Source organism: Bradyrhizobium quebecense (assembly GCF_013373795.3).
Taxonomy (GTDB): domain Bacteria; phylum Pseudomonadota; class Alphaproteobacteria; order Rhizobiales; family Xanthobacteraceae; genus Bradyrhizobium; species Bradyrhizobium quebecense.
Genome location: NZ_CP088022.1, coordinates 7,240,257 through 7,263,556 on the forward strand (window position 1 = coordinate 7,240,257; position 23,300 = coordinate 7,263,556).

21 protein-coding genes are annotated in these 23,300 nt (G+C 65.5%); 11 read left to right on the top strand and 10 right to left on the bottom strand.

The features are described from left to right. Positions 1-74: 74 nt before the first annotated feature. Positions 75-1,031, bottom strand: a complete 957-nt coding sequence (locus HU230_RS34785; protein ID WP_176534315.1) for a LysR family transcriptional regulator — start codon at positions 1,029-1,031, stop codon at positions 75-77. Between the two features lie 100 nt (positions 1,032-1,131). Between HU230_RS34785 and HU230_RS34790 the strand changes: the two genes are divergently transcribed. Both HU230_RS34790 and HU230_RS34795 read left to right on the top strand, forming a co-directional pair. After that, positions 1,132-2,313 (top strand): MFS transporter, encoded by a 1,182-nt coding sequence (locus HU230_RS34790; RefSeq protein WP_176534314.1) that lies wholly within the window; start codon positions 1,132-1,134, stop codon positions 2,311-2,313. 22 nt (positions 2,314-2,335) lie between these two features. Next, entirely contained in the window at positions 2,336-3,370 is a 1,035-nt protein-coding gene (locus tag HU230_RS34795; protein WP_176534313.1) for an aldo/keto reductase, read from the top strand. 30 nt (positions 3,371-3,400) lie between these two features. On the opposite strand, the gene HU230_RS34800 is transcribed toward HU230_RS34795, so the two are convergent. Then, complete coding sequence (locus HU230_RS34800) at positions 3,401-4,303, bottom strand: helix-turn-helix transcriptional regulator (protein ID WP_176534312.1); 903 nt, start codon at positions 4,301-4,303, stop codon at positions 3,401-3,403. Between the two features lie 298 nt (positions 4,304-4,601). Here HU230_RS34800 and HU230_RS34805 point away from each other — a divergent pair, with 298 nt between their 5' ends. Further along, positions 4,602-6,242, top strand: coding sequence for a flavin-containing monooxygenase (locus HU230_RS34805; RefSeq protein WP_176534311.1), 1,641 nt, complete (start codon positions 4,602-4,604; stop codon positions 6,240-6,242). Between the two features lie 88 nt (positions 6,243-6,330). Beyond that, on the top strand, positions 6,331-7,524 hold the full coding sequence (acmB, locus tag HU230_RS34810; RefSeq protein ID WP_176534310.1) for a methyl acetate hydrolase AcmB: 1,194 nt from the start codon (positions 6,331-6,333) through the stop codon (positions 7,522-7,524). A gap of 126 nt (positions 7,525-7,650) precedes the next feature. Here the strand turns inward: acmB and HU230_RS34815 are convergent, their stop codons facing one another. Together HU230_RS34815 and HU230_RS34820 are read right to left on the bottom strand one after the other, a co-directional pair. Continuing rightward, positions 7,651-9,018, bottom strand: coding sequence for a sensor histidine kinase (locus HU230_RS34815; RefSeq protein ID WP_176535286.1), 1,368 nt, complete (start codon positions 9,016-9,018; stop codon positions 7,651-7,653). Between the two features lie 5 nt (positions 9,019-9,023). Next, positions 9,024-9,698, bottom strand: coding sequence for a response regulator transcription factor (locus HU230_RS34820; RefSeq protein WP_092121741.1), 675 nt, complete (start codon positions 9,696-9,698; stop codon positions 9,024-9,026). A 334-nt stretch (positions 9,699-10,032) separates the two neighbouring features. Here HU230_RS34820 and HU230_RS34825 point away from each other — a divergent pair, with 334 nt between their 5' ends. From HU230_RS34825 to HU230_RS34840, 4 genes are all read left to right on the top strand, one after another. Further along, entirely contained in the window at positions 10,033-10,611 is a 579-nt protein-coding gene (locus HU230_RS34825; RefSeq protein WP_176534309.1) for a class I SAM-dependent methyltransferase, read from the top strand. Between the two features lie 10 nt (positions 10,612-10,621). Then, positions 10,622-11,281, top strand: coding sequence for a DedA family protein (locus HU230_RS34830; protein WP_176534308.1), 660 nt, complete (start codon positions 10,622-10,624; stop codon positions 11,279-11,281). A gap of 263 nt (positions 11,282-11,544) precedes the next feature. Beyond that, the gene (locus tag HU230_RS34835; protein WP_176535285.1) at positions 11,545-12,381 is read left to right on the top strand and encodes a UDP-2,3-diacylglucosamine diphosphatase; all 837 of its coding nucleotides are present in this window, start codon (positions 11,545-11,547) and stop codon (positions 12,379-12,381) included. Then, positions 12,381-13,409, top strand: coding sequence for a glycosyltransferase family 4 protein (locus HU230_RS34840; protein ID WP_176534307.1), 1,029 nt, complete (start codon positions 12,381-12,383; stop codon positions 13,407-13,409). Before HU230_RS34835 ends, HU230_RS34840 begins: the two co-directional genes overlap by 1 nt. A gap of 101 nt (positions 13,410-13,510) precedes the next feature. Here the strand turns inward: HU230_RS34840 and HU230_RS34845 are convergent, their stop codons facing one another. The 3 genes from HU230_RS34845 to HU230_RS34855 are packed head-to-tail and all read right to left on the bottom strand — an operon-like array spanning position 13,511 to position 16,489. Further along, complete coding sequence (locus tag HU230_RS34845) at positions 13,511-14,641, bottom strand: threonine synthase (protein WP_176534306.1); 1,131 nt, start codon at positions 14,639-14,641, stop codon at positions 13,511-13,513. Positions 14,642-14,654: 13 nt separating this feature from the next. Continuing rightward, the gene (locus tag HU230_RS34850; protein ID WP_176534305.1) at positions 14,655-15,311 is read right to left on the bottom strand and encodes an HAD-IA family hydrolase; all 657 of its coding nucleotides are present in this window, start codon (positions 15,309-15,311) and stop codon (positions 14,655-14,657) included. Positions 15,312-15,328: 17 nt separating this feature from the next. Further along, on the bottom strand, positions 15,329-16,489 hold the full coding sequence (locus HU230_RS34855; RefSeq protein ID WP_176534304.1) for a DSD1 family PLP-dependent enzyme: 1,161 nt from the start codon (positions 16,487-16,489) through the stop codon (positions 15,329-15,331). 71 nt (positions 16,490-16,560) lie between these two features. On the opposite strand from HU230_RS34855, the gene HU230_RS34860 reads away from it, so the two are divergent. Then, positions 16,561-17,484 (top strand): LysR substrate-binding domain-containing protein, encoded by a 924-nt coding sequence (locus HU230_RS34860; RefSeq protein ID WP_176534303.1) that lies wholly within the window; start codon positions 16,561-16,563, stop codon positions 17,482-17,484. Between the two features lie 16 nt (positions 17,485-17,500). Here HU230_RS34860 and HU230_RS34865 read toward each other — a convergent pair whose 3' ends face one another. Beyond that, positions 17,501-19,546, bottom strand: a complete 2,046-nt coding sequence (locus tag HU230_RS34865) for an acetoacetate--CoA ligase (protein WP_176534302.1) — start codon at positions 19,544-19,546, stop codon at positions 17,501-17,503. 187 nt (positions 19,547-19,733) lie between these two features. Here HU230_RS34865 and HU230_RS34870 point away from each other — a divergent pair, with 187 nt between their 5' ends. Continuing rightward, a complete protein-coding gene (locus tag HU230_RS34870; RefSeq protein ID WP_176534301.1) occupies positions 19,734-20,735 on the top strand; it encodes a glycoside hydrolase family 3 protein in 1,002 nt (333 codons plus the stop codon). Between the two features lie 368 nt (positions 20,736-21,103). Here HU230_RS34870 and HU230_RS34875 read toward each other — a convergent pair whose 3' ends face one another. Beyond that, positions 21,104-21,502 carry a hypothetical protein gene (locus tag HU230_RS34875; RefSeq protein ID WP_224943878.1) on the bottom strand — a complete coding sequence of 133 codons (399 nt, stop codon included), beginning with the start codon at positions 21,500-21,502 and terminating at the stop codon, positions 21,104-21,106. A 651-nt stretch (positions 21,503-22,153) separates the two neighbouring features. On the opposite strand from HU230_RS34875, the gene HU230_RS34880 reads away from it, so the two are divergent. Then, positions 22,154-22,717, top strand: a complete 564-nt coding sequence (locus HU230_RS34880; protein ID WP_224943881.1) for a helix-turn-helix domain-containing protein — start codon at positions 22,154-22,156, stop codon at positions 22,715-22,717. A gap of 141 nt (positions 22,718-22,858) precedes the next feature. Here the strand turns inward: HU230_RS34880 and HU230_RS34885 are convergent, their stop codons facing one another. Further along, positions 22,859-23,251 (bottom strand): hypothetical protein, encoded by a 393-nt coding sequence (locus HU230_RS34885; RefSeq protein ID WP_224943884.1) that lies wholly within the window; start codon positions 23,249-23,251, stop codon positions 22,859-22,861. Positions 23,252-23,300: the final 49 nt, after the last annotated feature.

Genomic DNA, 23,300 nt, shown 5'->3' on the forward strand with positions numbered 1-23,300 from the left:
GCCCTGGCTCCGCGGCGATGCGGATCGACTCGGTGATAGTCTGCAAGGTCCGAGGCTCGTCCGTCATCGCATGCTCACTTGTCGCTTACGACTTTCCATTTCCCGTCCGCACCACGTCGCAGCGCTGGATCGCCGATGCGGACATTGCTTGCAAGAAAATCGATGAACGCCCGCACCCGCGCCGGCAGCGGGCCGGCATGGCCGACATAGACCGCGTGGATGTCCTCGCGATCGCCGGGATTGAGATTTTGTAGCACCGGCACGAGGCGTCCGGCTTCGATGTCAGGACCGATGTGAAACAGCGCCAGCCGTCCGAGCCCGATGCCGCCGAGCGTGAGTTGGCGCGCGGCTTCGCCGTCGCTGACGCGGGCGACCGGCGGCGGCAGCGCCTCCTCGATCCGTTCAGCGCGGCGGAACGGCCAGCCGCGGATGCTGCGTGGAAAAGTCCAGCCGATGCCGCGATGGGCGGCGAGGTCTGCCGGATTCTTTGGCGTGCCGAAGCGTGCGAGATAGGACGGCGCGGCGACCACCACCATGCGGCTGGTGCCGAGCTTGCGCGCGATCAGCCGCGAGGCGCCGAGCGGGCCGACCCGGATCGCGACGTCGGCGCGCGCCTGCATCAGATCGACCAGCGTGTCGGTCAGCACGATGTCGAGCGTGATGTCCGGATGCTCGCGCATGAAGCGCGGCAGCAGCGGCATCACCTGCAGCATGCCGAACGGGATGTTGCTGTTCACGGTGAGATGGCCGCGCGGCACGCATGAGGCGGCCTCGCGTTCGGCCTCGTCGATATCGGCGAGGATGCGCTGGGCGCGCTGATAGAACGCCTGGCCCTCCTCGGTGAGCTGGAGCTTGCGGGTGGTGCGGTTGACCAGCCGCGTGCCGAGCCGCGTCTCGAGCCGGGAGACCAGCTTGCTGACGCCCGACGGCGTCAGGCGCAGGCTGTTCGCGGCAGCCGTGAAGCCGCCGAGATCGACGACGCGGACGAACACGTCCATCTCCCCGGAGCGGTTGGCGTCTGTTCGGGACATCTTGAATTCACGTCACAAATGATTGGATTGCGGCCATTCTAATCCTTCCTCGTCCGGACCGCTATGTCGCATTGCGGAATCCTTCCCTCCGGAGCGACACATGCCTGCTGCAGTCCTTGCCTTGACCGCCGGTGCCTTCGGCATCGGCACCACCGAATTCCTCATCATGGGGCTGTTGCTGCAGGTCGCCGCCGACATGCACGTGTCGGTCTCCGCGGCGGGGCTGTTGATTTCCGGCTACGCGCTCGGCGTGTTCGTCGGCGCGCCGATCCTGACGCTGGCCACGCGGCGGATGCCGCGCAAGGCGGTGCTGCTGGCGCTGATGGCGATCTTCACGCTCGGCAACGCGGCCTGCGCGCTGGCGCCGAACTACGAACTGCTGATGGCGGCGCGCATTCTCACGTCACTGGCGCACGGCACCTTCTTCGGCGTCGGTTCGGTGGTCGCGACAAGCCTTGTGCCCGAGGACAAGCGCGCGTCGGCGATCGCCACGATGTTCATCGGGCTGACGGTCGCGACTTTGCTCGGCGTTCCCTTCGGCGCCTGGTTCGGCCTGATGCTCGGCTGGCGTGCGGCGTTCTGGGCGGTGGCCGTGATCGGCGTGATCGCTTTCGTCGTGTTGGCCGTGCTGGTCCCCGGTCATGTCGGAGCCAAGGACAAGCCGGCGCCGCTGCGCGACGAGCTCGCTGTGCTCGGCCGCCCGCAGGTCCTGCTCGGGCTTGCCATGACGGTGTTCGGCTTCGGCGGCCTATTCGCGGTCTTCACCTATGTGCAGCCGATCCTGACGCGCCTCACCGGATTTTCCGACGCCGCGGTGTCGCCGATCCTCTTGGTGTTCGGTGCCGGCCTTGCGATCGGCAATGTCGCGGGCGGACGCCTCGCGGACAAGGGAGTTGCGCGAGCGTTGCTGGTGTCACTCGGTGGCCTTGCCGCCGTGCTCGTCGCGCTGGCGGCGGTGGTCTCGATCAAGGCATTGGCGGTCGCCCTGTTGTTCGTGCTCGGCATCGCCGCGTTCGCGACCGTCGCGCCGCTGCAGCTTCGTGTGCTCGAAGCTGCCGGCGTGGAAGGGCGGACGCTGGCTTCCAGCCTGAACATCGCGGCCTTCAATCTCGGCAACGCGCTCGGCGCCTGGGCCGGCGGCGTCACCATCGATCGCGGTCTTGGTCTCGGCGCGCTGCCGCTGGTCGCTGCCGTCATCACAGCGATCGGGCTGCTGCTCGCACTGTGGAGCCTGCGCCTCGACCGGCCGGTCGTCCTCGCCACGCAATGCCCGGCCGAATGAATCGGATCAAGGGAGTATGCCCATGGAATATCGCAATCTCGGTGCGTCCGGCCTGAAGGTCCCGGTGCTCAGCTTCGGCACCGGCACCTTCGGCGGCCAGGGACCTTTGTTCTCGGCCTGGGGCCGCAGCGGCGTCGACGAAGCGCGGCGGCTGATCGACATCTGCCTCGAGGCCGGCGTCAATTTGTTCGACACCGCCGATGTCTATTCGAACGGCGCATCGGAGGAGATCCTCGGCGCCGCGCTCAAGGGCCGCCGCGACAAGGTCTTGATCTCGACCAAGACCGGCCTGCCGATGGGCGACGGCCCGCTCGACGCCGGCACGTCGCGATACCGCCTCGTCGCTTCGGTCGACGCAGCGCTGAAGCGGCTCAACACCGACTACATCGACCTCCTGCAGCTTCATGCCTTCGACGCCTTCACGCCGATCGACGAGGTGCTGTCGACGCTCGATGCGCTCGTGCGTGCCGGCAAGCTGCGCTATATCGGCGCCTCGAATTTCTCCGGCTGGCACCTGATGAAATCGCTCGGCATCGCCGGGCGGCACGGCTGGCCGCGCTACGTGGCGCACCAGGTCTATTATTCGCTGGTCGGCCGCGACTATGAATCCGAGCTGATGCCGCTCGCGCTCGACCAGGGCGTCGGCGCGCTGGTCTGGAGTCCGCTCGGCTGGGGCCGGCTCACCGGCAAGGTCAGGCGCGGGCAACCATTGCCGAAAAACAGCCGCCTGCATGAGACCGCGCAGTTCGGGCCGCCGGTCGACGACGAGAAGCTTTACGCGATCGTCGACGCGCTGGACGTCGTCGCCACAGAGACCGGCCGTAGCGTGCCGCAGGTCGCGATTGCCTGGCTGCTGGCGCGGCCGAGTGTCTCGTCCGTGATCATCGGCGCGCGCGATGAGGCGCAGCTTCGCGACAACCTCGGCGCAGTCGGATGGTCGCTCTCGGCGGACCAGATCGCGCGTCTCGACCGAGCGAGCGCAGTGATGCCGGCCTATCCGTACTACCCCTACCGTATTCAAGAAGGCTTCGCGCGGCTGAACCCGCCGCCGGTGTGAGCCGGCCGCGGGCCCGCGGGCGTCATGGTCTCACGCTTGCGCGGAATGTTTGCAGACCTGCCGGCGATATTCCGCCGGCGTGACGTTCATGTGCTGCCGGAACACGCGATTGAGGTGGCTTTGATCGGCAAAGCCGCTCAGCAGCGCGATCTCCTTCAGCGCAACGCGGTCCTTGCGCAGATGCTGGCACGCGTGCTCCACCTTGCGCCGCAGGACATAGGCATGCGGCCGCGTGCCGTAATGCACGCGGAACTTGCGGGCGAACTGGATCGGCGTGCAATTGCAGATATTCGCGAGCTCTTCCAGCGTGATGTTCCGGAAGATGTTCTGCTCGATATAGTCCTCGATCAAGCGAGCATGCGCCGGGCGAAAGCGTCCTTGCGCGCACGGCATCTTGAATTCGATCGCCGCATACTTCCGCAGGATGTGCACGCTCGCCTGCAGCGCCAGTGCGTCATAGCAGAGGCGTCCGCCCGGACCGCCTGCGGCAACCTCCTGAACCATCTGGTCGTTGATCCAGGTCAGCATCGGGTCTTCGGCCTTGAGCAGGTCGTGAAGCTCGATCGCCTCGGCGTCGCGGTCGAAGGCATCGCTCGCGGTCTTCATCATGAGCGCTGGAGCGATATAGAAATGGGTGACTTCGATGTCGTTCTTCCAGTGCCAGCTTGATGGCTCGGCACGGGTCAGCAATGACGTGACGCCGCGACCGACGTGATCCTGCTTCCACGCGCCGGTGACGCGGCGGTTCATCGACGTCACGCCGTCGCGATAGAGCACGAGCAGGAAGTTTTCCGACGGGGGAACCCAGATATCCGATGGCTCATAGCGGAAAATCCGCAGCCGGAAGTCGCTCCTCCCGACTGAGGCGCTGTCCAGCTTCAGCTCACCGGGCGCATAGCGCGGCAGCTCCTCGACCGTGATCAATTGGCCCATCCCGCGAGCCTCCTCCGTGGAATCCGTGGCGCGGTTGAGCGCTTCTTCTTGGCTGGACGTCTGAGCGCAGGATAGGCCGCTTTCGCGGTTTGCCAAGCCGACCAACGGCCGATGGCTCGATTGAACGGCCGCGTTCCAGAGATTGTCGGTTTCATCCAAGCCGCTCGGTCGCACGATCCGTAGCCTGCTCTGCGTCTCGGCGACAACGCCAGTGGCCGAGACCCAATTGATGCAACGCACCATCACCCGGCGACACGCGGGTATGAGCGCGTGCGAAGCAAGACAACAGGAGGAAACGATGGCCGAGACCGTCACAAGGTCGAATGGAAGCAATGGTGCGCGTGCAACGACCAAGCTCGACGCCGTGGTCGTCGGCGCCGGCGTCGCCGGTCTCTATCAATTGTTCCGTCTGCGCGAGCAGGGGCTGAGCGTGAAGGCGATCGATGCCGGTTCAAGCGTCGGCGGCACCTGGTACTGGAACCGCTATCCCGGCGCACGCTTCGATTCCGAAGGCCACACCTACCAGTACCTGTTCTCCGAAGAACTCTACAAAGGCTGGAGCTGGAGCGAGCGGTTCCCGGGCCAGCCGGAGATCGAGCGTTGGCTGAACTACGTCGCCGACCGCCTCGACCTCAGGAAGGACATCCAGTTCGGCACCACCGTGAAGAGCGCGCACTTCAACGAGGCGACGCAACGCTGGCTGGTGACGACGGACCAGGGTGATGTGATCGACGCGCAATTCCTGGTCACCTGCTGCGGCATGCTGTCGGCGCCGCATGTGTCCTTCCCCGGACAGGAGACCTTCAAGGGCGAGTTGTTCCACACGGCGCGCTGGCCCAAGGGACCGATCGAACTCGCCGGTAAACGTGTCGGCGTGGTCGGCAACGGCGCGACCGGAATCCAGGTGATCCAGTCGATTGCCGGCGAGGTCGGTCATCTCAAGGTCTTCATCCGCACCCCGCAATACATCATTCCGATGAAGAACCCGAAATGGGACGCGGCGGACGCCGAGGCCTACAAGTCGAAGTTCAAGTTCCTTACCGAACGGCTGCCGAAGACGTTCACCGGATTCGAGTTCGACTTCGAGCACGTCTGGGCTGACCTGACGCCGCAGCAGCGCCGCCAGGTGATCGAGGACTGCTGGAATGACGGATCGCTCAAACTGTGGGTTTCGTCCTTCGCCGAATTGTTCTTCGACGAAGCCATCAACGCCGAGATCACCGAGTTCGTGCGCGAAAAGATGCGTGAGCGGATCAAGGACCCCAAGCTGTGCGAGCAGCTGATTCCGTCCGACTACGGTTTCGGCACGCACCGGGTGCCGCTGGAGAGCAATTTCCTCGAGGCCTTCCACCGGCCCAATGTCGAGATCGTCAGCGTCAAGAACAATCCGATCGCCCGCATCACGCCGGAGGGCATCCAGACCGCCGACGGCACGGTGCACGCGTTCGACGTCATCATCCTGGCCACCGGCTTCGACGCCGGAACGGGGGCGTTGACGCGCATCGACATCCGCGGTCGCGAGGGTCGATCGCTGAAGGATGATTGGGGCAGGGACATCCGCACCACGATGGGCCTGCAGGTCCACGGCTATCCGAACCTGTTCACGACCGCGGTACCGCTCGCGCCCTCGGCCGCGCTGTGCAACATGACCACCTGCCTGCAGCAGCAGGTCGAGTGGATCGCCGACTGCATCAAATATCTGCGCGGCAAGAACCTCAACGTCATCGAGCCGACCAGGGATGCCGAGGATCAGTGGGTCGCGCACCACGACGAGACCGCCAACGCAACGCTGATCGCCAAGACCAACTCCTGGTACCTCGGCTCGAATGTCGAGGGCAAGCCGCGCCGGGTGCTGTCCTATTGCGGCGGCGTCGGCACCTACCGCCAGAAATGCGACGAGGTCGCCGCGAGCGGCTATCAGGGCTTTGCCGTGCAGTAGCTCCGATCGTGACGTGGCGCCGCGGTCTTCGTGAACCGGCAGCGCCGCTTGCGATCGACGACATCACAATCATTATGGGAGAAAGACAATGAGCACGAATTTCGGTGCGACGGCAGATGCGATTCTCGACGGCGTGGTGACCTCGAACCCGCGCGTTCCCGGCGTCGTTGCGATGGTGACCGACCGCCATCGCAACATCTACGAAGGCGCCGCCGGCAAGCGCCGCCTCGACCAGGCCGCGGACATGACGACCGACAGCGTGTTCGCCATCTTCTCGACCACCAAGGCGATCACCGGGACGGCCGTCCTGCAACTCGTCGAGGAAGGCAAGCTCGATCTCGACGCGCCGGCCAAGACCTACGCACCCGACCTCGGCAAGCTCCAGGTCATCGAGGGTTTCGACGACAAAGGCGAACCACGGCTGCGCGCACCGAAGCGCGACATCACCACGCGTATGCTGATGGTTCACAGCGCAGGCCTGGGCTACGACTTCATCAATCACACCTACAATCGCCTCGCGCAGGAGAAGGGGCAGCCCAGCGTGATCACGGCGTCCAAGGCTTCGTTGATGACGCCGCTGCTGTTCGATCCCGGCGAGCGATGGGAATACGGCACCAACCTGGATTGGTGCGGCCAGATCGTCGAGTCGATCGCCGGCCGCCGGCTCGGCGAGGTCTTCAAGACACGGATCTTCGAGCCGCTCGGAATCCAGGACACGGCATTTGAACTCACCGACGCGATGCGCCGCCGGCTCGCCGGCATTCACGCCCGCAACGCCGACGGCTCGCTCACGCCGATGGATTTCGAGCTGCCGGCCAATCCGGAGATCCATATGGGCGGCCACGGGCTCTATGGCACCATCGGCGACTATATGCGCTTCATCCGGATGTGGCTGAACGACGGCGCCGGCGAGCATGGCCGGGTCCTGAAGGCCGAAACTGTGCGGATGGCGGAGAAGAACCATCTCGGCAATAACAAGGTCACCGCCATCACCGGCGTGATTACCTCGCTCGCCAACGACGCCGAGTTCTTCCCCGGCCAGTCGAAATCATGGGCGCTCAGCTTCATGATCAATGACGAGCAGGCTCCGACCGGCCGTCCCGCCGGCGCGCTCGGCTGGGCCGGCCTCGCCAACCTGTTCTACTGGATCGATCGCCAGAATGGTTTCGGCGGATTCTGGGCGACGCAGATCCTGCCGTTTGGTGATCCTACATCCTTCATCGGCTACATCAATTTCGAGACCGCATTCTACGAGGCCCTGAAACTGTGCAAGGCGGGCTAGAACAGTTTTGAACGGCCCGGACGCAGTTTCGCGTAAAGAAAACGCGCCAAAGCAAGAAACGAGAGCGCCGTTCCGATTCCATCGGAACGGCTCTGGTCGCGGCGTGCCGCGACCACCTCTGCTCGATCAGCACGCCGGCTGAGCCGTCGGGAACACCATGCGCATGCAGGCGCCGCCGGACGGTGCCTGATCGACCTCGATCCGGCCGCTGTGCAGACGCATGATGCTCTGCACCAGATCGAGGCCGAGGCCGGCGCCGCGTCCGCCGGGATGCAGCCGGCGGAACGGCTCGAAGATCTGCTCGCGCTCGTCGGGCGGAATGCCGTCGCCGTCGTCGCAGACCTCGATGCAACCGGCTGTCGTCACCCGAACCAGGATCGTGCCGCGCCGCTGTCCGTGGTCGACGGCGTTCTGCACGAGATTGGTGAGGGCCCGTTCGAGTGAGGTCTGGTCGCCGCTCACCATGACCGTCTCGACGTCGTGCTCAAACGACATTTCATATCCCGCCGCGAAGGCGAGCGGCGCGAGGTCGAGGACGACCTGCCGCGCGATGCGGACGAGATTGACGGGCCCGAACGTGTCGGCGCGCTGATCGAGCCGTTGCAGGTCCAGCAGTTGGCCCGCCATGACGCTGAGGCGTGTCGCGTCCTCGAGCAGATGGGTCTTCTCCGGTCCGGCCTCCAGCGAAGCGACCCGTGTCGAGAGAATCGCGATCGGCGTGCGCAGCTCGTGCGCGGCATCGGCAAGGAAGCGGCGGTGGCGTTCGTAACCCTTGTCGAGGCGGTCGAGTGCGGCATTGATGGCCTTGACCAGCGGGGCAATCTCGATCGGCACCTCGTCGAGCGGCAACTGCGCGCCGCGCTGGTCGATGTCGATACGCTCGGCTTGCGCCGCGACCTGTGCGAGGCCCTTCATGGCCCGGCGCACCACGAATGGAGTCGCGACCAGCGTCGCCAGCGTCATCAACACGACGATCGGCAGGATCATGTTGAGGAATAGCAGCGGTGTGCTCTCCAGCGCGCGCCACATCGAGAGCTGGCCGTAAGTGCCGGTCAGGATCTGGATCTGTCCTGCCGAGGTATCGACCCATTTGACGAGACCCGCGGGCCGCGTGGCTTCCGCTGCATTCCATTTGAGCCGCGCCTCGCTCACATGATCGAGCGCTGAGGCGATCGGCGCGAATTGTGCGGGCACCGTGCCTTCGGCCAACTGGTGTCCCTCGGCGTCGCGGATGACGAACCAGAGATCGGCGTGCTCGGCGCGCAAGGCGGCCAGTTCCGGCGTCTGGCGCAGCGTCAGTCCGCCCGCTTCATCGCGGGCGACGGTGTCGCGCAGCGTATCGAGCGTGCTGCCTTCGTACTCGCCGATCAGCAGTCCCGCCCGCAGCAGCCCGATCGCGGCGGCTCCGATCAGCAGAATCAGGAGGGTCAGCGTGACGGCCTGCAGGCCCGCGAGCCGCCCGATCAGGCGCCAGGTGAGGGATCGCGGTCGCAGCACGCTCACGGTGTTTCCCGCAACACGTAGCCGAGGCCACGAACGCCGTTGATGGTGACGCCGGCGTCGGCCTCGGTGAGCCTGCGGCGCAAACGCGACACATGACTGTCGAGCGCATTGGGCTGCACCTCGTCGTCGAGGCCGTAGACCGCCTCCATCAGCGCGGAGCGCTGCACCATGCGTCCCATCCGATGCAGCAGCGTCTCGAGCACCAGCCGCTCGCGACGCGGCATCTCCAGCGGGCGTCCGTCGACGCTGGCCTCGCGATGGGTGAAGTCGAACGACAGGCGGCCGATCCGCGCGGCATGCTCCTGCACGCTCGCGGGCCGGCGCAACAGCGCGCGCAACCGTGCCAGCAACTCCTCGAATGCAAACGGCTTGCCGAGATAATCGTCGGCGCCGCTGTCGAGACCCGAGACCCGGTCCGCGAGCTCGCCGCGGGCGGTCAGCACCAGCACCGGCACGGTGTTGCCGCTCGCGCGCAGTTTCGGAATCAGCGACAGCCCGTCGCCGTCAGGCAACTGGCGATCCAGCACGATCGCGTCGTAACTTCCCGCTGCGGCAATCGCCTCGGCTTCCAAAAGATCCGGCGCGTGATCGACCAGCATGTCGTGGCGCGCGAGTGCCGCACGCAGCGCCGCGACCATGTCCGGCTGATCCTCCACCAACAGCACGCGCATTCGTCGTCCTTATCCCTGCATCGGTTCGTCATTCGATCCGCCGGCTTTATGCCCGATTCATTGCGGCAACCTTGCGGTTTTCTCCGCGCGAATGCGTCGCGGGCCAAAATTTCGCACGCGCGCGCATTCGCGACAGGCTAGCGCAACCTTCGCATGAGACAGAGACGTGCATCGGGACGGTCGAATCGTCTCGACACCGACTGACACTGCTCAACCGGCGGGAGCGTGCCACACATGATGGTGGGCACCCGCAATGCGAAAGACACGCGAATGGCCTTGTTAATGAATCCGTGGCGCGAGACCGATTGCGCGCTTATCGTGCGGGAGCTCCAGCATGTCGGCCGCTGACATCCTGCCGTTCGTCCGTGCCTGGGTACGTAATCCGTTACGTGTCGCCGCGGTCGCGCCGTCCGGGCCTGCTGTCTCGTCGCTCATGGCGCGGGAGATCACCGCGGACACCGGCCCCGTGCTCGAGATTGGCCCCGGCACGGGCGTCTTCACCCGCGCGTTGCTGAAGCGCGGCGTCAGGCAGCAGGATCTGACACTGGTGGAGTACGGCTCCGAGTTCATCCCGCTGCTGCAGCGGCGCTTCCCGGGCGCGCGGGTGCTCTGGATGGACGCGGCTTGGCTGCGGAGGGAAAGGCTGTTCGACGGGGCGCCGGTCGGTGCGGTCGTGAGCGGCCTCGGGCTTCTCATGATGCCGCCGGAGAAAGTCATAACCATCCTCCACGGCGCCTTCGGCTATCTCCGCGCCGGAGTGGCGTTCTACCAGATCACCTATGGTCCGCGTTGCCCTGTCGCAGACGCGATCCTGGATCGCCTCGATCTGCAGGCGAACTGCATCGGGCAGACGTTCCTCAACCTGCCTCCGGCATCCGTGTACCGGATCAGCCGCCGCCACTCCCACGCTTGATCGAGGCGCTATGGACACGTCGAGCACGATCGCGATGTTTCTGCATTTCGGCGTGGTGGGTATCGGCTGCCTCGCCGTCGCCGAGAAGTTCATTCCGCTGCTGCCGTCCTACGTGCTGCTGATGCTGCTCGGCTTGACGGTCTCCGACGGCACGATGCTTGCGATGACCATCCTCGCGACCAGCGCCGGGTCGGTCGTCGGTGCCATCGGCTGGTATGGGCTCGGGCGCGCGCTCGGCTCGCGGCGCATCGAAGGGCTGGTGGCGCGCTATGGCAAGTTCGTGTTGCTGCGGCCTTCACTCTACCGACAGCTCACCGACGCCTATCGCGGCAATCATTTCTGGGTGACGCTGATCGGTCAGACGCTGCCCACCGTGCGGATTTACCTCGCTCTCCCAGCCGGTGTGTTGCACCTGGAGCCACGCGCCTTCGTGATGGGAACGGCGATCGGTACCGTGATCTGGAACATGCCGTTCCTCACGCTTGGCTATGTCCTGCGCGGCAGCGGTCACGATCCGATCAGCCTTGGCTTCTGGGTGGTGGTCATCCTGATCGCTGTGGAGGTCGCGCTCTTCCTCGGATTTCGCTTCTACAAGCGCTCGCTCGGGCCGCGCCCTCTCGGGAAGCCGCGCGCGCTCCCCTCTCGCTTGCCGGTGGAGGAAGGCGTATGAGAGCCCTGTTATCCCGCCTGAGGCCGGGCTCGGATACGCTCGAGCGCGCTGCCGCGACGCTGCTGGTCCTGGCAGCGAGCTATCAGTTCGGTCACGCGGCTTCGGGCGGGAGATATCGCGCGGCTGAGTTCGCGCTGCTGGTGCTTATCGCAGGCATCTATTGGCACCGCTCGATCTTCAGGCGATGCGCCAGCCGCGATGTCACGAAAGTTCTCGCGGGATTGGCCGAGGCCATGGCGGCGGCGTTTCGGCCGGACGGCGGCATGCACGGGGCTGGCGATCGCGCGGACGGCAGGCGGGTCTCGCCGCGCGACGTCGTCAAGGTCAGGAGCCTGTTCGTCTCCGACGTCCATCTCGGAACCCGGGGATGCCAGGCTGAGCGGTTGATCGACTTCCTCCGCCACCATGATGCCGAAACGGTGTTCCTGGTCGGCGACATCGTCGATGGCTGGTGTCTGCGGTCGAGCTGGTACTGGCCCACGGCGCACAATGCCGTTGTGCGGGAGCTGATCGAGCTCGCGCAACGGGGCCGTCGCCTGGTCTGCATTCCCGGCAATCACGACGAGTTTCTGCGTGACTATGCCGGCGCGGCGTTCTGCGGCGTCGAGATTGCCGAACGGGCGATCCATCGTGGCCTCGACGGTCGCGACTACCTCGTCGTTCACGGCGATCATTTCGATCTCGTGGTGCGGCATGCGCGCTGGCTCGCGCTGATCGGCGATGTCGGCTATCGGGCGGCGCTGGCCTGCAACGTCTGGCTCAACTGGATCAGGCGCCGATTTGGGTTCGGCTATTGGTCGTTCTCGTCCTGGGCGAAATTGCGGGTCAAGAATGCGGTCAACCACATCGGCCGGTTCGAGGAGGTGCTGTCATCGGAAGCCGCGCGCAGCAACGTTCAAGGCGTGATCTGCGGCCACATCCACCACGCGGCGCTGCACGACGATTTCGGCGTCCGCTACATCAACACCGGGGATTGGGTGGAGTCGTGCACGGGCGTGGTCGAACGCTATGACGGGCAGTTTGAAATCGTCCGATGGACGGAAGCGCGGGCGGCGTTGAATAGGGCAGACCTCGCGCCGCTCACGCAGGCGGCCGCCTGATGCGCGTGCTGGTGGCAACCGACGCCTGGCGGCCGCAGATCAATGGTGTGGTCCGCTCGCTCGAATATCTCGCCAGTGAAGCGCCGTCGCTCGGCGCGGAAATCAGCTTCTTGACGCCGGCCGATTTCCGCACGGTGCCGTTGCCCGGCTATCCGGAGATCCGGCTCGCGCTGCCGACGGTCGGGCGTATCGCGCGCGCGATCGCGGCTGCGCGCCCGGACTCGGTGCACATCGCGACCGAAGGTCCGATCGGCTGGATCAGCCGGCATGTCTGCCGGACGCGCGGCTATCCGTTCACGACCAGCTATCACACGCGCTTTCCCGAATATCTCGCCGCGCGGCTGCCGGTCCCGCTGCGGTGGAGCTACGCGGCGTTGCGCCGTTTCCATAACGGTGGAGACGGCATCATGGTCGGCTCGCCGTCGCTCGAGCAGGCGTTGAAGGCGCATGGCTTCCGCAAATTGATGCCATGGTCGCGCGGCGTCGATGCCGAGCTGTTTTGCCCGCGGACAGAGCGGCCGCTCGCCTTCCCGGAGCCGGTGTTTTTGTATGTCGGCCGCGTCGCGGTCGAGAAGAATCTCGATGCCTTTCTCGGTCTCGACCTGCCGGGCTCGAAGGTCGTGGTCGGGGACGGGCCGCTGCGCAGCAGTTTGCAGGTCCGGTTTCCGCACGTCCATTTTCTCGGCACGCGCACGGGCCGCGCGCTCGCCGATGTCTATGCGTCCGCCGACGTCATGGTATTTCCAAGTCTGACCGATACGTTCGGGATGGTGATTCTCGAGGCGCTGGCCAGCGGCCTGCCGGTTGCGGCCTTTCCGGTGATGGGGCCGCTCGACGTGATCGGCAAGTCCGGCTGCGGTTGCCTCGATCACGATCTGCGTCGCGCGGCGCTCGGTGCGCTGCTGGTGCCGCGCGAGAAATGCCGCGCCCAGGCCCTGACCTTCACCTGGCAGGAAAGCGTGCGTCAGTTCCTCGACAATATCGGGCGGGCGCACGCCTCGCCGTCGCGCGCAGCAGCCGCGGGCTGACTAGAGCGCGATGAGATCAGGTTGAATCGTCATCGCGCTTTAGCTTCTTGTTTGAGCATGATGTTTTCGGAAAACCGCTTCACACTTTTCCGGATCACGCTTTAGCTGCTCAGCAGCTCCGTGATCAGCCCGGCTGCCTTGATTCCGGTCCCGCTGATGATGACGACGGTGCGCTCTGCCGGCCGGATCGCGCCGCGCTCCTCCAGGACGTCGAGTGCGGCGGCGGCCGAGGCCGAGGTCGGCTCGACGAACAGGCCGGTACGCGCCAGCCGCTTCAATGCGGCGACGATGCCGTCTTCGGGAATTGCGACCGTGCCGCCGCCGCTCTCCTTCAGCGCCGCGATCATCTGCTTCAGGCGTAGCGGATGCTTGATCGCGGTGCCCTCGGCGATGGTCTTGCGGACCGCGCGATCGACCGGCGTGTCGACGCCGGCCGCGAAGCTGGCATCGACCGGCGAGCAGTTGAGCGGCTGGGCCGCGAACAGCCGCGGCAGCCGCGCGATCTGTCCGGCCGCGAGCAGCTCCTTGAAGCCGATATAGCAGCCGAGCAGGCTGCTGCCGGCACCGACCGGCATGATGACATTGTCGGGCGCGGTGAAGCCAAAGTCTTCCCAGATCTCGTAGGCCAGCGACTTGGTGCCTTGCAGGAAGAACGGCTGCCAGTTGTGGCTGGAGTAGAAGATCTGCTTCGACTGGCGGATCGCCTCCGCCTCGGACTCCTCGCGCGGGCCTTCGACCAGCTGCACCTCGGCGCCGAAGGCGTGCATCTGCGCCACCTTCATCGGCGATGTCGTCGCCGGCGCAAGGATCCTGACCCGCATGCCGCCCGCCGCGCCATAGGCCGAGACCGACGCGCCGCCATTGCCGGAAGAGTCCTCCAGCACCGCGTCGACGCCGAGCTGGCGCAGGAACGACAGCATCACGGTGGTGCCGCGATCCTTGAAACTTGCGGTCGGATTGAACCATTCGAGCTTGAAATGCGGCCGCAGATCGCCCCACGCCTTTTCGACCGCGGGTGTGCAGCCTTCACCCATCGTGATCGGCTGCTTGATCTCGACCGGCAGCGCCGCGCGATAGCGCCACAGCGAGCGCGTCCCGCGATCGACCTCGTCGCGGGAGATGCCGGGCAGCGCTGTGACGAGCAGCGGCTTGCCCTCGTCGGAGCACCAGCGCGGGACATCCAGCGGATAGAGCTTGCCGTTGAGCGGGTCGATGTAGCTGGGTGATGGCATCTCAGTTCGGTCCTCAAGGGGCGCGCCGGCCGGACAAGTCGCGACCGAGCATGAAAGCCGGCAAGGTCGCAAGGCTGTCACGAACCATGATCGGGGCGGGCGCCCCATCCGGCAGGTTCATTGCGGCCCGATTATGCCACCAAGTCGGCAGATGCACACGTGCCGTGCCGAACAGATCATAGGCTGACCCCGCGACGAACAGGCATCGATTGGCCGGGACCGGCAGTTCATCGAGCGCGAGCTGATAGGGTTGCGGCTGCGGCTTGTAATAGCCGGCGCGCTCGGCCGTCACGAACACCGTGAAGGGAACGCCGATGCGATCGGCGGCGATGCGGCCGAGCCGCTCCGAGCAGTTGGTCACGACGCCGAGCGCGACGCCGGCATCGTGCAGCGTTTGCAGAACATCGCGAACTTCGGGCCAGGGATCGAGCTCCGCGTAGCGCGCGCCAAGCTCCGCCGCCCGTTCGAACGGCAGCCCGACATTGCGCGCCGCCTCGCCCACCAGATCCTCATAGGGACGATAGCGACCGGTGGCGTAGGTGTTCTGGAGATACTCGGCCCGCCAGCGCAGCCCTGCTTGATCGGAGCCTGCGACCTTGTTCCAAAGTGTCCAGCTGTCGAGCAGCGCGGTCAGCAGATCGAACAGAATGGCGTCATAGGCTCGGGTCATCGGCTGCGCTCCGTCTGCTACCATCCGCGAAATCGCTCCCATTGCCTGACCGAGCCGGAGCCGGCGGCGACGACATGATAGCGGTCGTGCTGGGCTCCGGTGGCGCAGGCATGGTTCGGCAGGATCCGCACCTTCGTGCCGACCGGCAACGTCACCTGCGACGCGGTGCTGCCGGGGCGGAGGGCGATGATGCCGTGCTCCTGATTGGTTTCGGTCACGATCAAATCGGGATAGGGCCGTCCATCGATGTCGCAGACGATGCCATAGCCCTGGTCGATCGGCTGCTTCGCGGTGCCGCGATCGCGCGACAGCGCCATCCAGCCGGCGTCGATAAAGGTCCAGCCGCGATCGGCGCGATGGCCGATCACCGTCGCGAGCACCGACAGCGCGATGTCTTCGACCGCGCAGACCCCGATCCCGGCCATCACCAGGTCGAACATCACGAACACGCCGGCGCGCACCTCGGTGACGCCATCGAGCCGGCGCGCGAAATGTGCCGTCGGCGTCGAGCCGACGCTGACCACGGGGCAGGGCAGTGCGGCCGCGCGCAACGCCTCGGCGCAGGCGACCGCGGCGGCGCGCTCCTGCTCGGCCGCCTGCTCGAGTGCCGCCGCGCTGCGGCAGGAATAGGATTCGCCGGCATGCGCCATGACGCCGCGCAGTTCGGCACCGCCTTGATGCAGCGCGCGGCCGATCTCGACCAGCAGCGGATCGTGCGCGCCGACACCGGCGCGATGGCCGTCGCAATCGATCTCGATGAGCACGGGAATGCGATCGTTCGTCATGCGCGCCATCGTGGCGACGGCGGCCGCCTGCTCCATGCTGTCGAGCACCACCGACAGGTCCACGCCCTGTCGCCGCAGCGCGGCGACGCGATCGAGCTTTTGCGGCGCGATGCCGACGGCATAGAGGATGTCCTTGACGCCTGCCGCGGCAAAGACCTCCGCCTCCTGCAGGGTCGAGACCGCCGCCGGGCCGCCTGGGCCGTCCATCACGGCGCGCGCCGCCGGAATGGATTTCGTGGTCTTCAGATGCGGGCGCAGCGGCACGCCGAGCCGCGACAGCCGCGTCCTCAGGCGGGCGATGTTGTGCAGCATCCGGTCCTCGTCGAGCACGAGACAGGGCGTCTCGATACCGGCAAGCGGATGCGGTGCGTTCGAGGCAGGGGCTGATGACATTCGGCGAGACTAGCCGTTTCCATGCTAAGTACAATTTACCGAATGTCATTCCTATATTAAGTCTGGACTTAATGCTCTCGACCGACGACATCCGCTTCTTCCTGGCCATCGCTGCGGCCCGGTCGCTCGCGGCCGCGGCCCGGGCGCTCGACGTGACGCCATCGGCGGTCTCGCAGCGGCTGCAGAGTCTCGAGCAGCGCCTGGGCGTTCAACTGGTCAGCCGTTCGGCCCGGCGGCTGACATTGACTGATGAGGGCGAGCTGCTGGTGCTGCGCGGCGGCACGCTCCTCGACGAGGCGACGGAGCTGACGGAAGCGCTGCAGGCGCGTCGCGGAACCATCGCAGGTCACCTGAAGATTCTTGCGCCGCTCGGCTTCGGACGCCGTTACATCGCCCCGGTCGTTGCTGCCTTCCGATCCCGCCACCCCGACGTGTCGATCGAGCTCGAGCTGTCCGATCGGCCGGGGCGTGCCGCCGCGAGCGCCTGGGATGTCATGATCCATATCGGTGCGTTGAAGGATTCCACGCTTCGCTTGCTGCGCCTTGCGCCCAATGAACGCTTTCTCTGCGCCTCGCCGGCCTATCTGAAGCGCCAGGGAACGCCGGCGAGCCCGCAGGAGCTGCGCGGGCATCAATGCATCGCGCTGCGCGAGAACGAGGAGGACGTGACGCTCTGGCGCTTCTCGCGCAGGCGCGCGCCGGCGGTACCTGATGTCGTCAGGATCGAGCCGATGCTGTCGAGCAATGACGGCGAGGTCGTGAAGGCCTGGGCGCTGGCGGATCACGGCCTGATCGTCAGGTCGGAGTGGGATGTCGCCGAGGATCTCGCCGGTGGTCGGCTGGTGCGCGTCCTGCCGAACTTCCGCCTGCCGCCGGCCGACATCGTCGCGCTGCTCAATCCGGGCCGCGGTGGCCGGGCCAGGCGCACGCAGGCCTTCGTCGAGCATCTGCGCACCGCCCTCGCGCCGCCGCCCTGGCGCAGCAGGCCGCGCTGACAGGCGGCGCGATCGCTTACGCCGCGCCGGCCTGCCTGCTCAGATAGCTCCTGGCAAAGTCGAGATACCAGTCGAGGCAGCCGGGATTGGCCATCGCATCGCGGTTGATGACCTTCTCGACGGGGTGGCCGAGCAACAGCTTCTTGACCGGCAACTCCTGCTTCTTGCCGGACAGCGTGCGCGGAATTTCCGCTACCACGAAGATGTCGTTGGGCAGGAAGCGGCGCGACAGGCCGGCTTCCACGGCCTTGTTGATCTTCGCCTTCATCGCGGCATCCAGCGCAACGCCTTCGCGCAGCACCACGAACAGCGGCATGTAGCTGTCGCGGCCGAGATATTCGAGGTCGACGACCATCGAATCCAGCACCTCCGGCAGCGCCTCGATCGCCGAATAGAGCTCGCTGGTGCCCATCCGCAAGCCATGGCGGTTGATGGTGGCGTCGCTGCGGCCGTAGATCACGCAGGATCCGTCGGCGTTGATCTTGAGCCAGTCGCCATGCCGCCACACCGGGCCGCGGCCGGTGCCGTCGAAATTGTCGGGATAGGTCTCGAAATAGCTCGACAGATAGCGCGCATTGCCTGGATCGTTCCAGAAGCGCAACGGCATCGAGGGCAGCGGCTCGGTGCAGACGAGCTCACCGACCTCGTCGATCACGGCACGGCCCTGCTCGTCGAATGCTTCCACAGCACAGCCGAGCAGCCGGCATTGCATGATGCCCGGGGTCTGCGGCAGTTCGCGATTGCCGCCGATGAAGGCGCCGGCAAAATCGGTGCCGCCGGAGATATTGGCCCACCACATGTCGGCCTGCGCTGCGTTGCCGTTGCGCTTCGAAAGCGCGGCGAAGCGCTCGTTGAACCAGGCTTGCGTGTCGGCGCTCAGCGGCGAGCCGGTCGAGCCGAGCGTGCGCAGGCCGGAGAGGTCGCCGACCCCTGCGAGATCGATCTCCGCCTTGGTGCAATTGGCGAAGAACGCCGCGCCCGCGCCGAAGAAGGTCGCTTTGGCGTCGGCGACGAAGCGCCATAGCGTGGTCCAGTCCGGCTTGTCCTTGGTGCCGCCGGGACTGCCGTCGAAGATGCAGCAGGTCGTGCCGTTGAGCAGGCCGTTGGTCTGACAGTTCCACATGATCCAGCCGGTCGACGAGTACCAGTGGAAGCGTTCGCCGAACGAGTTCGGCTGGTAGCTGCAGCCGATGTCGTTGTGCAGGGTCGAGAGCGGGAGCGCCACGACGATCACGCCGCCATGGCTGTGCAGGATCGGCTTCGGCAATCCCGTGGTGCCCGAGGAATAGACAATCCAGAGCGGATGATCGAACGGGAGCCATTCCGGCTCGAAGGCGTCGATCTCCGCGCTCTGGCCCGCAAGGATGGACGACAATCGTGTCTCTGACGGTGCGGCATCGCTGTGCAGGATGACATGCTGCACTGTCGGCAGCGCGCGCCGCAATTCCTCGATCACCGACTTCCGGTCATGGCGCTTGCCGGCATAGGTCACCGCGTCGCAGGCGATCAATACCTTCGGCTCGATCTGCTTGAAGCGGTCGATCACCGCGGGTGCGGCCATGTCGGGCGCGCAGACGCTCCAGATCGCACCGATACTCGCGGTCGCAAGAAACGCGATGATCGTCTCGGGGATGTTCGGCAGATAGGCCGCGACGCGATCGCCGGCGCGGACGCCCTTGGCCTTCAGATGCAGCGCCAGCGCCGCCGATTTGCGCTGCAGCTCCGGCCAGCTCGTCTCCGAAAGCTTGCCGTCCTCGCCGCTCGAGATCAGGGCCGGCAGGCCGGCGGCATGCGCCGGCGCGACGTGCCGGAAAACCTGGCGCGCGTAATTCACCGAAGCGCCGGGAAACCACACCGCGCCCGGCATCTTGCGCTCGGCCAGCACCGCCGAATGCGGCGTCGGCGAGCGCAGATCGAAATAATCCCAGACACTCTGCCAGAAGCCGTCGATATCGGTGACCGACCAGCGCCGCATCGCCTCGAAATCCGCAAACGCGAGGCCGCGCGTGTCCTTCAGCCATTGCCGGTAAAGGGCCATTTGCGGGACGTAAGGTGCTGTCATGGGCGTTTCCGAAATATCTTGTGGTGTGGCAGCCGCGATCGAGGCGTGCCGGCGTGTCTTAACATAGTGATGCGAACGCGGGGAACGCAGTCGCGCAGCGGCTTGCGTCATATTCTTACCGCCGTCGCAGCGTGCTATTCCGTAGGGGTGCGGGCTGATTCCATGTGTATCCAACGAGCGAGCGGCGATGACCGTCGGCGAACTTTTCATCCTCGGCTTCCATGGCAAGGTCATCCCGCCCTGGCTGACCGAATTTGCCGCGCAGTTTGGGCTCGGCGGGGTGATCCTGTTCGATTACTCGTGCCAGACCCGGCAATACGACAACAACATCGCATCGCCCGTGCAGCTGCAGTCGCTGTGCGCCGAGATCGCGGCTCTGCCGTCACAGCCGCTGGTCTTCATCGACCAGGAGGGCGGTCTGGTGCGCCGGCTCAAGGACGGGCTGGGTTTCCAGCCGTTGCCGAGCGCGAAGGATTTCAACCGGCTCGGCCATGCGGAAAAGCAGGCGATCCTGGCTGCAAGCTATGGCGAACTGCGTCGGCTCGGCATCCGCTACAACTTCGCGCCCGTCATCGACGTCGATTACAATCCCGACAATCCCAACATCGGCAGGATCAAGCGGTCTTATTCGTCCGAGATCGGTGAGGTCGAGGCCAATGCGCGCCTGGTCGACGCTGCGGCGCGGCAGGCAGGCGTGGGTCTTTGCCTGAAGCATTATCCGGGCATCGGCGGCGCGCACGTCGATTCACATCTGGAGTTCATGGACATCTCCGATGTGCTACGACCGGAGCAGGAAGAGCTGTTCTACGCGCTGGCGCCGCAGATCTTCGGCGATGCGGTGCTGGTCAGCCACGCCATTGTCCGCCAGTGGGACGCGCAGCATCCGATGACCCTGTCGCCGGCGGGAATTGGCCGGCTGCGCCACCGGCTGCCCGCGACGCTGCTGATCACCGACGACATGCAGATGCAGGGGCTGCAGAAGGCGCTCGGCACCAGCGCGGCCAGCTTGCAGGCGATCGCCGCCGGCATCGACATGATCTGCATCGGCAACAATCTGCTCGACCAAGAGCAGGCGATGGCCGGCATCGCCACCGCGGTCGCGGGTGCAGCGCACGACGGATCGCTGGATCAGGCCGCGGTGCAGCGCTCCATTGCGCGGGTGCAACAGCGCAAGGCACTGCTCGTCTGACGGCATTGAACCAAATTCTCTGCCGCGCGACCATAGGGAGCGGAACCAAATTTCATTGCCGCGATTTAACAAAGACGCTCATCGGGGCTAACAACCATGAAGATGCTCAAGCGTCTCTTCCGATTGACCTGGCTACGTCGCGTCACACGCAGCCCAGCCGATCTTCCACCTGCCTCTATCGATCCCGACGAATTCAGCCGCCTGCTTTGCAGCGGGCGCCGCCAGGATCTGCGGACACTGGCGAAGCGGCTGAGCCAGCGCACGCGGGCCCACGCATAGGCAGTGCATCGGGCCAAAGGTGAGCCGGTTCTGACAGATTCAGAAGCGGTAAGTCCGGCGCATGGCTTCAGCTCTACTCTCGCGACCGGCTATTGTTTTGCCTTTTCATGCTTGTCGACTCCGACTGCCTTGTAATCGTAGGTCGGATAGAACTCGGTGTGGTAGGCGCCCCAGGCACTGTTCTCGATGACGCGGTTGACCTCGCGCAATCGCGAGGCCGGCAGCCGCAGGGTCACCACCTGGCCGACCCCCATCATCACGTACCAGCTCACGACCTCGACACCTTCGGGCGGAAACGCCTTGTAGAAGCCCTGCCGCTCGAGTTGCGCATTCAACTCACTGAGCGGGCGTGACTGATCATGCTTGAAGAAGATGGTGACCATGATCGCGCTGTCTGACGTCGGCGCTGCATCGCCGGTCGGGGGCGTGGTCTGGGCCTGCGCACCGGTACCGACCAACAGTGCTGCGGCGAGTGCCGCAATCGTCATCCAGGATCCATTCCGCCCGTTCCGCCCTCGCTTCATTGTCGCGCCCTTTTGTTGTTGATCGAGAGGCGGCGATCATCGCGGCGCATGCCGGGGCTGTAAATTGACATTCGGCTGGCCCCGACGTCGATCGACGCGAACTCGGGCCAATGTGATCCGTCTCATACGCGCGGCGCCCGGCGTCCGGTAATCCGATGCGATCCCGATGCCCGGAGGGGTGGTCGATGACGACCCGGCGAATGGCGTATTGGTGGTTCAGGTTCGTCCTTTCGGGACGGTTCCTGCAGAAATTCTTTCGGCTCCGGCGTCCTTGATGTCGGACGGGCGGCGCGCATCCCGCCCATTTCAACCTGAAGCCAGGGGCGAGCGAATGCTGCCGGGAGCGCGTCAGGAAGGTAAATATCCACCTGTGGGACCATCGAGCTAAAGCGCCTCGATGTCCCGTAAGACTACTGTCCTTCGGCTCAAACAAGCGAGATTCGTTGCCAAATCAGCGGTAATCTGCGCCTGCTTGGCCGATCGGGGCCCGAGGTCACAGTTGCATCACCCGTAGTTTTACGGAGTCCCGTGTTAACGCGGCCACAAGTTCACCTTCGGTAAACCATACTTATGACGCAACATGACAATCGAGCCGAGGCGCGCCTTCCGCCATGGATGGGCGGAACCGCGACGCTCGAGGCGCATCCGCCCGAGATTCAGGGAGCCGCCGTGCCGCGACCGCAGGTGACCGCGGACGCCGGGGCGGCGATCGTCCGGCAGTTCAACGGGCCGGTGACGGCGCTGCTGCTCTACATGAACGAGCTCAAACAGCACAGTCAGCAGTTCGCGCATGCGCCGGGCAACGGCGTCTATCTGCGGCAGGTGATCGAGAACGCGCTCGAGCAGACCGAACGGGTGTCCGCGATGCTGAAGCAGATCTCCGATCTCTACCCGAATGCGATACCGGCCACCGATCTCAGGCCACCGCTTGACGACAAGCCGGCAGGCGCCCGGTCACCCGATGTCATGTTCACGCCGGAGGCAGGGCGCAAGCCGTTGACCAAGCGCGAGCGTGAGGTGCTCAGCCTGATCAGCGACGGCTATTCCAACAAGCAGGGCGCGTTGCGGATGAACATCAGCCCGCGCACGTTCGAGAGCCATCGCGCCGAGGCCATGCGCAAACTGGGTGCGCGCAACACCGCAGATCTCGTCCGCAAGGCCTTGTTGCATTCCGCATAAAGCGTTTTCAAGCGAAGCCTGCCTCGCACTTGATGCGGGGTGGTACCGGTTCGCGCAAAGAAAACGCGTCAAAACAAAAGTCCAGAGCCCTATTCCGATTCGATTGGAGCGGGCTCTGAGCAGTGAATCGGTTCGCGGTTCTCAGAAATCGTCTTCCGCGGCGAAGCACAGGCGCGGCGCGAGCCGCGCGGCGGAGGCGGCTGTCTTCGGCTCGTCCGGAACGATCGTGACCACCCATGCCGCCGTCGCGCCGGATTTGCTTTCGACGATCGCACGCACACGTCCCGTGACCGTCGCGCCGGCGGACCTGATGGTGGCGGTCCGGCCGTTGAATTGGGCCATGCGGAAGCGCCGGGCTTCCTTCCGGTCGGTGGTCTCGTACGTGAACATCGGCTCCCCCGTGCGTCCACGCGACTTTGCGGATGCAGCGTTATCCGACGGTGAAAATCGTACGCCGTAGAAGTACGGCTTGTGCGCCGACTGGAGCGTTTTCGCGCAAAGCGGATCGCGGTTCGCGTGCAGAAGACGCGTCAAGAATGGCAGCTCTAAAGCATGATCCGGAAAAGTGCGAAGCGGTTTTCCG

Excerpts from the sequence above, each read along its gene's own strand:
- HU230_RS34830 (WP_176534308.1), top strand. The coding sequence starts at position 10,622 with ATGGACACGTCGAGCACGATCGCGATGTTTCTGCATTTCGGCGTGGTG.
- HU230_RS34860 (WP_176534303.1), top strand. The coding sequence starts at position 16,561 with ATGCTCTCGACCGACGACATCCGCTTCTTCCTGGCCATCGCTGCGGCC.
- HU230_RS34800 (WP_176534312.1), bottom strand. The coding sequence starts at position 4,303 with ATGGGCCAATTGATCACGGTCGAGGAGCTGCCGCGCTATGCGCCCGGT.
- HU230_RS34870 (WP_176534301.1), top strand. The coding sequence starts at position 19,734 with ATGACCGTCGGCGAACTTTTCATCCTCGGCTTCCATGGCAAGGTCATC.
- HU230_RS34825 (WP_176534309.1), top strand. The coding sequence starts at position 10,033 with ATGTCGGCCGCTGACATCCTGCCGTTCGTCCGTGCCTGGGTACGTAAT.
- HU230_RS34840 (WP_176534307.1), top strand. The coding sequence starts at position 12,381 with ATGCGCGTGCTGGTGGCAACCGACGCCTGGCGGCCGCAGATCAATGGT.
- HU230_RS34835 (WP_176535285.1), top strand. The coding sequence starts at position 11,545 with ATGCACGGGGCTGGCGATCGCGCGGACGGCAGGCGGGTCTCGCCGCGC.
- HU230_RS34805 (WP_176534311.1), top strand. The coding sequence starts at position 4,602 with ATGGCCGAGACCGTCACAAGGTCGAATGGAAGCAATGGTGCGCGTGCA.
- HU230_RS34865 (WP_176534302.1), bottom strand. The coding sequence starts at position 19,546 with ATGACAGCACCTTACGTCCCGCAAATGGCCCTTTACCGGCAATGGCTG.
- HU230_RS34850 (WP_176534305.1), bottom strand. The coding sequence starts at position 15,311 with ATGACCCGAGCCTATGACGCCATTCTGTTCGATCTGCTGACCGCGCTG.
- HU230_RS34845 (WP_176534306.1), bottom strand. The coding sequence starts at position 14,641 with ATGCCATCACCCAGCTACATCGACCCGCTCAACGGCAAGCTCTATCCG.
- HU230_RS34785 (WP_176534315.1), bottom strand. The coding sequence starts at position 1,031 with ATGTCCCGAACAGACGCCAACCGCTCCGGGGAGATGGACGTGTTCGTC.
- HU230_RS34790 (WP_176534314.1), top strand. The coding sequence starts at position 1,132 with ATGCCTGCTGCAGTCCTTGCCTTGACCGCCGGTGCCTTCGGCATCGGC.
- HU230_RS34795 (WP_176534313.1), top strand. The coding sequence starts at position 2,336 with ATGGAATATCGCAATCTCGGTGCGTCCGGCCTGAAGGTCCCGGTGCTC.
- HU230_RS34820 (WP_092121741.1), bottom strand. The coding sequence starts at position 9,698 with ATGCGCGTGCTGTTGGTGGAGGATCAGCCGGACATGGTCGCGGCGCTG.
- acmB (WP_176534310.1), top strand. The coding sequence starts at position 6,331 with ATGAGCACGAATTTCGGTGCGACGGCAGATGCGATTCTCGACGGCGTG.
- HU230_RS34855 (WP_176534304.1), bottom strand. The coding sequence starts at position 16,489 with ATGTCATCAGCCCCTGCCTCGAACGCACCGCATCCGCTTGCCGGTATC.
- HU230_RS34880 (WP_224943881.1), top strand. The coding sequence starts at position 22,154 with ATGGGCGGAACCGCGACGCTCGAGGCGCATCCGCCCGAGATTCAGGGA.
- HU230_RS34875 (WP_224943878.1), bottom strand. The coding sequence starts at position 21,502 with ATGACGATTGCGGCACTCGCCGCAGCACTGTTGGTCGGTACCGGTGCG.